The following is a 5087-nucleotide window of genomic DNA, read 5'->3' as shown; positions in this document are numbered from 1 at the left end:
GCCGAGGCGTACTTCCTCGCCACCGCCCGCGGGGAGTTCGCCGTGCACGACGCGCGCCCCGCCGCCCCCCGTGGCACCGCCCTCCTCGTGCCCGGGTTCACCGGCAGCAAGGAGGACTTCATCGCGCTGCTCCAGCCGCTGGCCGCGGCCGGGTTCCGGGTGGTGGCCGTGGACGGGCGGGGGCAGCACGAGAGCCCGGGGCCGCGCGACGAGGCGGCGTACGCGCAGGACGAGTTGGCCCGCGACGTCCTCGCGCAGGCGGCCGCGCTCGGCGGCGACGTGCATCTGCTCGGGCACTCCCTCGGCGGCCTGATCACCCGCGCCGCCGTGCTCGCGGACGCGTCCCCCTTCCGCTCGCTGACCGTCATGAGCAGCGGCCCCGGCGCCATCTCCGCGTCGCAGCAGGCCCGTACGCGTCTGCTCGTCCAGGCGCTCGGCATGCTGGACATGGAGAGCGTCTGGCGGGAGATGCAGCGCGAGGGGGCGGAGGCCGCGGCGTCCGTCGACACCCCGCCGGAGCTGACGGAGTTCCTCCACCACCGCTGGATGCGCACGGTCCCCGAGCAACTGAAGGCGACCGGCGTCCAGTTGACGGTCGAGCCCGACCGCACCGCCGAGCTGGCACGGGTGCCGCTGGCCAAGCACGTGGTGTCCGGGGAGCTGGACTACGCCTGGCCGGTGCCGGAGATCGACGCGATGGCCGGGAAGCTGTCGGCGGTCCGCACGGTGATCCGGGGCGCGGGCCACTCCCCCAACGCCGAGCAGCCTGCCGCCACGGCCGAGGCGCTCGTGCGCTTCTGGGACGACGCGGCCCGGCCCTGAGACCTAGCCCGTCTTCTCGGTGACCGTGAAGAGGCCCCCCTCGGGGTCCCGCAGGGTCGCCTCGCGTCCCACCCGTGAGGGGGCCGGCTCGGAGACGACCGCGCCGCCCTCGCCGAGGGCGGCCTCCACGGCCTTCTCGGCGTCGTCGACGCGGAAGTACACGTGCCAGCGGGGGCGGACGCGCGGGTCGGGGTCGGCCTCGACGGCCCCGCCGCGCAGCGAGGCCACGGTGCGGCCGCCCGCGCGGACGGTCACGGCGTCGTCCTCGTAGCGGACCTCGCAGCGGCCGGGGCGGTCCATCGCCCAGTCGAAGACCTCGCCGTAGAACATGGCGGCCGCGAAGGCGTCGCGGGTGCGGAGCTCCAGCCAGGCGGGCGCGGAGCCGGAGCCGATCCGCCAGCCGGGGATGTTGCGGCCCTCCCAGAAGCCGAAGACGGCGCCCATCGGGTCCGCCGCCAGGACGACGCGGCCGCGGCCGACCGCGAGGGGGCCGACCGCGACCGTGCCGCCGCGCTCGCGGACCCGGGAGGCCACCATGTCGGCGTCGTCGACGGCGAAGTACGAGGTCCAGGCGGCGGCCACGCCCAGGCTGCGGGCGGCGTCGGTCAGCCCGGCGACGGGTTTGCCCTCGGAGATCGCGACGGAGAAGCCCTCGCCGAACGTCCCGGCCCGGAACGTCCAGCCCATCACGGCTCCGTAGAAGTCCTGCGACGCCTTGAGGTCGGCGGTCAGCAGGCTCACCCAGCAGGGCTGTCCCAGCCCGGCGCCCTCCGTGGCCGCCATCGCCGATCGCCTCGTTTCCGTGTCCGGGGGTCTCTACGTCCGGGGCTCTCTACATCCGGGGGTCTCCGCGTCCGGGTGCTCCGGGACCAGGGTTCCACTCGCTCCCCCCGAACGCACTCCGGCACGCGCGGCCGTCAGGGGGGTTACCGGTCACCACCCGGTCACTCATTAGTCATGTTAAAAATTTCCTTAGCGTAGGGAATGTTTCGAGCGTTAAACTCGTTGGACACACCAGGAACGCGCGCCGCAAAGTCGCCGCGCGCGTCACTGTTCACCGTTCTCCGCAGGAGGATCAGACGAAGGGAGAAGCCTTGCGCTTCGAAATCATGCGCCTGGACGACGTCGACGGCACCGCCGTCGACAGCACCGTCGTGGACGCCGCCTCCGTCAACCGGATCGTGCAGCAGGCCGCTTCCATCGGCCAGCGCATCTATATCCGCCCAGCCGACTCCTCGGTCCGGTAGCGCCGACGCGCTCCGGAAAGCCGGACGCCCCCGTACGACGACCGTACGGGGGCGTTCCGCGTTCGCGGGGAAGCGTCAGTGGTGCTGGATCACCTGGGTGATGCCGTTGATGATCTGCTGCACTGCCAGCGCCGAGAGCATCATGCCGGCGAGCCGGGTCACCAGCACCACACCACCGTCCTTGATCACACGGATGATGTGCAGCGAGTTCCGCATCACCACCCAGAGCACGACGTGGATCGCCGCGATGGCGCACCACACCGAGACCTGCGAGGCCGCCGTGTCGGCGCGCTGCACCGCGAGGATCACCGAGACGATCGCACCGGGGCCCGCCAGCAGCGGCATGCCCAGCGGCACGAGCGCGACATTGACGTCCTTGGTCTGCTTGGGCTCCTCCGACTTGCCCGTGAGCAGGTCCAGCGCGACCAGCAGCAGGAGCAGACCGCCCGCGATCATCAGGGCGGGGGTGGTGATGTGGAGGTAGTCGAGGATCTGCCGGCCGCAGATGCCGAAGAGGGCGATCACGCCGAAGGCGACCGTCGCCGCCTGCCAGGCCATGCGGCGCTGGACCTTGGCCGGGCGGCCCGCGGTGAGGGCGAGGAAGATCGGCGTGATCCCGGGCGGGTCCATGATCACGAACAGGGTGAGGAAGAGGGAACCGAAGACAGCGATGTCGAACACGTGAGGGCCTTGCGGGTGCGGAGCGAGCAGGAGCGGAGGAGAGAGGTATGGGGGCGCCTCGGGGAGGCCCGGGGAGGGCGTGCGTGAACGGCTCGTACGGCCTCGGACGATCGCCGCGCGCACGTCGGCGCGGTGATGGGGGGAAGGACGTACGGGCGCGCTCATCCGCCCGTGGACGGACGGCCGGGCCCGGAGCGCGGAGTGGTCAGCCGCCGGCGCCCGGGACGGGGAACGCGCCCGTCGCACGGCGCGTGATCTCCCCGTAGATCTCCGGGTCGGTCGTGAACTCGCCGAGGCGGCAGCTCTTGCGGCTGCCGTGGTAGTCACTGGAGCCGGTGGGCAGGAGGCCGAGGTCGGCGGCGAGGCCGCGCAGCCGGGCGCGGGTGGCGTCGTCGTGGTCCATGTGGTCCACCTCGACACCGTCCAGGCCGGCGGCGGCCAGCTCGGCTATCCGGCCCTCGGAGACGCAGTTGCCGCGCTTGAGGGCGAGGGGGTGGGCGAGCACGGTGACCCCGCCGGCCGCCTTGACCAGGCGGATGGCGTCGAAGGGGTCCAGCTCGTGCTTCTCGACGAAGGCGCGGCCGTCGCCGGCGAGCCACTCGGAGGTGAAGGCGTCGGAGACGCTGTCGATCACGCCGAGCTCGACCATGGCCGTGGCCACGTGGGGGCGGCCGACGGCCCCGTCGCCGGCGATGCGCGCGACGCGCTCCCAGGCGACGGGCACACCGAGCTCGTTGAGCTTGGCGACCATGGCGCGGGCGCGCGGTGCGCGGTCGTCGCGCACGAGCTCGCGCTCGCGGGCGAGCTCCGGCTCGTGGGGGTCGAAGAGGTAGGCCAGCATGTGGACGCTGAAGCCGTCGGGGCCGGTGAAGCGGCAGGAGAGCTCGGCGCCGGTGACCAGGGTGAGCCCGGCGGGGAGGGCCGCGATGGCCTCGGCGTGCCCGCCGACCCCGTCGTGGTCGGTCAGCGCGACGACGTCCAGCCCGGCGGCGGCCGCGTTGCGCACCAGCTCGGCGGGGGTGTCCGTGCCGTCCGAGGCCGTGGAGTGGGTGTGCAGATCGATGCGCACGACACGACTCCCCGACAGCGACCGGAACAGGACAGGACCGATTCAGGATAACGGTCGTGGGAGACGTGGTGCCGGGCGCCGGTTCCGGGGCGGCCGGTTCAGGGCGACAGGATCCGCGGTGACAGCGCCCCGCACGGCAGCAGGTCGACCTCCGCGCCGGCGTCCCGCAGGTCCGTCAGCACGAGCTCGTCGTACATCAGCAGCCCCGACCGCTCGGGCCACACGATCGCCCATAGCCACAGCCCCCGGGCCTCGCCCGCGAAGACGGCCCGGTCGCCGGGGGCGCCCTCGACGTGCCAGAGCGGGGTGGGGCGCCCGGCCGCGTGGACCTTGGCGTGCGGCGAGCGGTCGACGCGGAGGTACGGGCCGGGGTCGGGGCCGTCGACGCCGGCGTAGCGCGCGCCGAGGCCGACGCCGAGCTCCTCGGCGATCAGCAGCAGCTCTCCGGGGCCGCCCAGCGGGCTGGGCCCCGAGCAGGCGACGGCGGTCGCCCGCGCGCCCGCGCGGTCGTCGCCCGCGCAGGCCACACCGGTGAAGAGCCAGCCGACGGGCAGGGGCCAGGGCATCCAGACCGGCACCCGGGCCCGCCCCACCGCGACGGCCAGGGCCTCGACGCTCGGCGGGACGACCGGCTGCAGAGGGTGCACGGTGCCGTGCACGGCGCACTGCCACGAGTCGGCGAAGAGACCGGGCGCGCGCACCCGGCCACCGCACTTCGGGCAACTGGGTTCGCCCCTCATAGCCTCCAACGGTCCTACCAGGGCGCCCCCGCGTCAAGGACGATCACCCGTCCGGAGTCGGGGCGTCCCCACCCTTCGGGACACCCCGGCCGGCGCGTCGCCCGCCGGCCACCCGCCGGTCACCCACCGAGCGGCACCCCGGCGCGCAGCGGGTCGCGCAGATCCGTGCCGTGCCGCAGCCACCGTTCCTCCAGGGCGGCGGCGCCCTGGACGCGCTTCCACGCGGCCTCGTTGGGCGTCATCGGCAGCAGGGGGAGGAAGCGGACGGGATCCAGCGGGGCGTCCAGCTCCAGGTCCTCGACCAGGCCGCCGGACTCCGCGACGAGCACGGAGGTGAAGGGCGCCCCGGGCCAGAGCGGCCCACCGGTGTCCAGGGAGGCGCCGGGCGCCACCACGACCCCTTCCACCTGCGGTGACGCGGCGAGGACGGCGAGCGGGCGGAGCACCTTGTCCGTGTCGGCGCGGCCCGGGCGCACGGAGAGGACCAGCTCGGCGCGGGGGCCGCGCAGGGGGTCGGCGAGGGTGGCC

At 74.1% G+C, this 5087-nt stretch carries 7 protein-coding genes; 2 read left to right on the top strand and 5 right to left on the bottom strand.

Annotated features, from left to right (window positions below):
• On the top strand, positions 1-822 hold an 822-nt coding region (locus K6I33_RS31665; protein ID WP_229357992.1), incomplete at its 5' end, for an alpha/beta fold hydrolase.
• A 3-nt stretch (positions 823-825) separates the two neighbouring features.
• Here K6I33_RS31665 and K6I33_RS31660 read toward each other — a convergent pair.
• Complete coding sequence (locus K6I33_RS31660) at positions 826-1605, bottom strand: VOC family protein (RefSeq protein ID WP_229357991.1); 780 nt, start codon at positions 1603-1605, stop codon at positions 826-828.
• A gap of 311 nt (positions 1606-1916) precedes the next feature.
• Between K6I33_RS31660 and K6I33_RS31655 the strand changes: the two genes are divergently transcribed.
• Positions 1917-2069, top strand: a complete 153-nt coding sequence (locus K6I33_RS31655; protein WP_164737832.1) for a hypothetical protein — start codon at positions 1917-1919, stop codon at positions 2067-2069.
• A gap of 75 nt (positions 2070-2144) precedes the next feature.
• Here K6I33_RS31655 and K6I33_RS31650 read toward each other — a convergent pair whose 3' ends face one another.
• The 4 genes from K6I33_RS31650 to K6I33_RS31635 all read right to left on the bottom strand — a co-directional run.
• Entirely contained in the window at positions 2145-2750 is a 606-nt protein-coding gene (locus K6I33_RS31650; protein ID WP_229357990.1) for a MarC family protein, read from the bottom strand.
• A 205-nt stretch (positions 2751-2955) separates the two neighbouring features.
• Positions 2956-3819 (bottom strand): PHP domain-containing protein, encoded by an 864-nt coding sequence (locus K6I33_RS31645; protein ID WP_229357989.1) that lies wholly within the window; start codon positions 3817-3819, stop codon positions 2956-2958.
• 98 nt (positions 3820-3917) lie between these two features.
• The gene (locus K6I33_RS31640; RefSeq protein ID WP_229357988.1) at positions 3918-4559 is read right to left on the bottom strand and encodes a DUF6758 family protein; all 642 of its coding nucleotides are present in this window, start codon (positions 4557-4559) and stop codon (positions 3918-3920) included.
• A gap of 119 nt (positions 4560-4678) precedes the next feature.
• Positions 4679-5087: suppressor of fused domain protein (locus K6I33_RS31635; RefSeq protein WP_229357987.1), on the bottom strand; the 409-nt coding region annotated here is incomplete at its 5' end.

Origin of the sequence: Streptomyces sp. UNOB3_S3, from assembly GCF_020740895.1 — a bacterium.
GTDB lineage: Bacteria > Actinomycetota > Actinomycetes > Streptomycetales > Streptomycetaceae > Streptomyces.
This window is presented reverse-complemented; position numbering and strand designations above follow the sequence as displayed.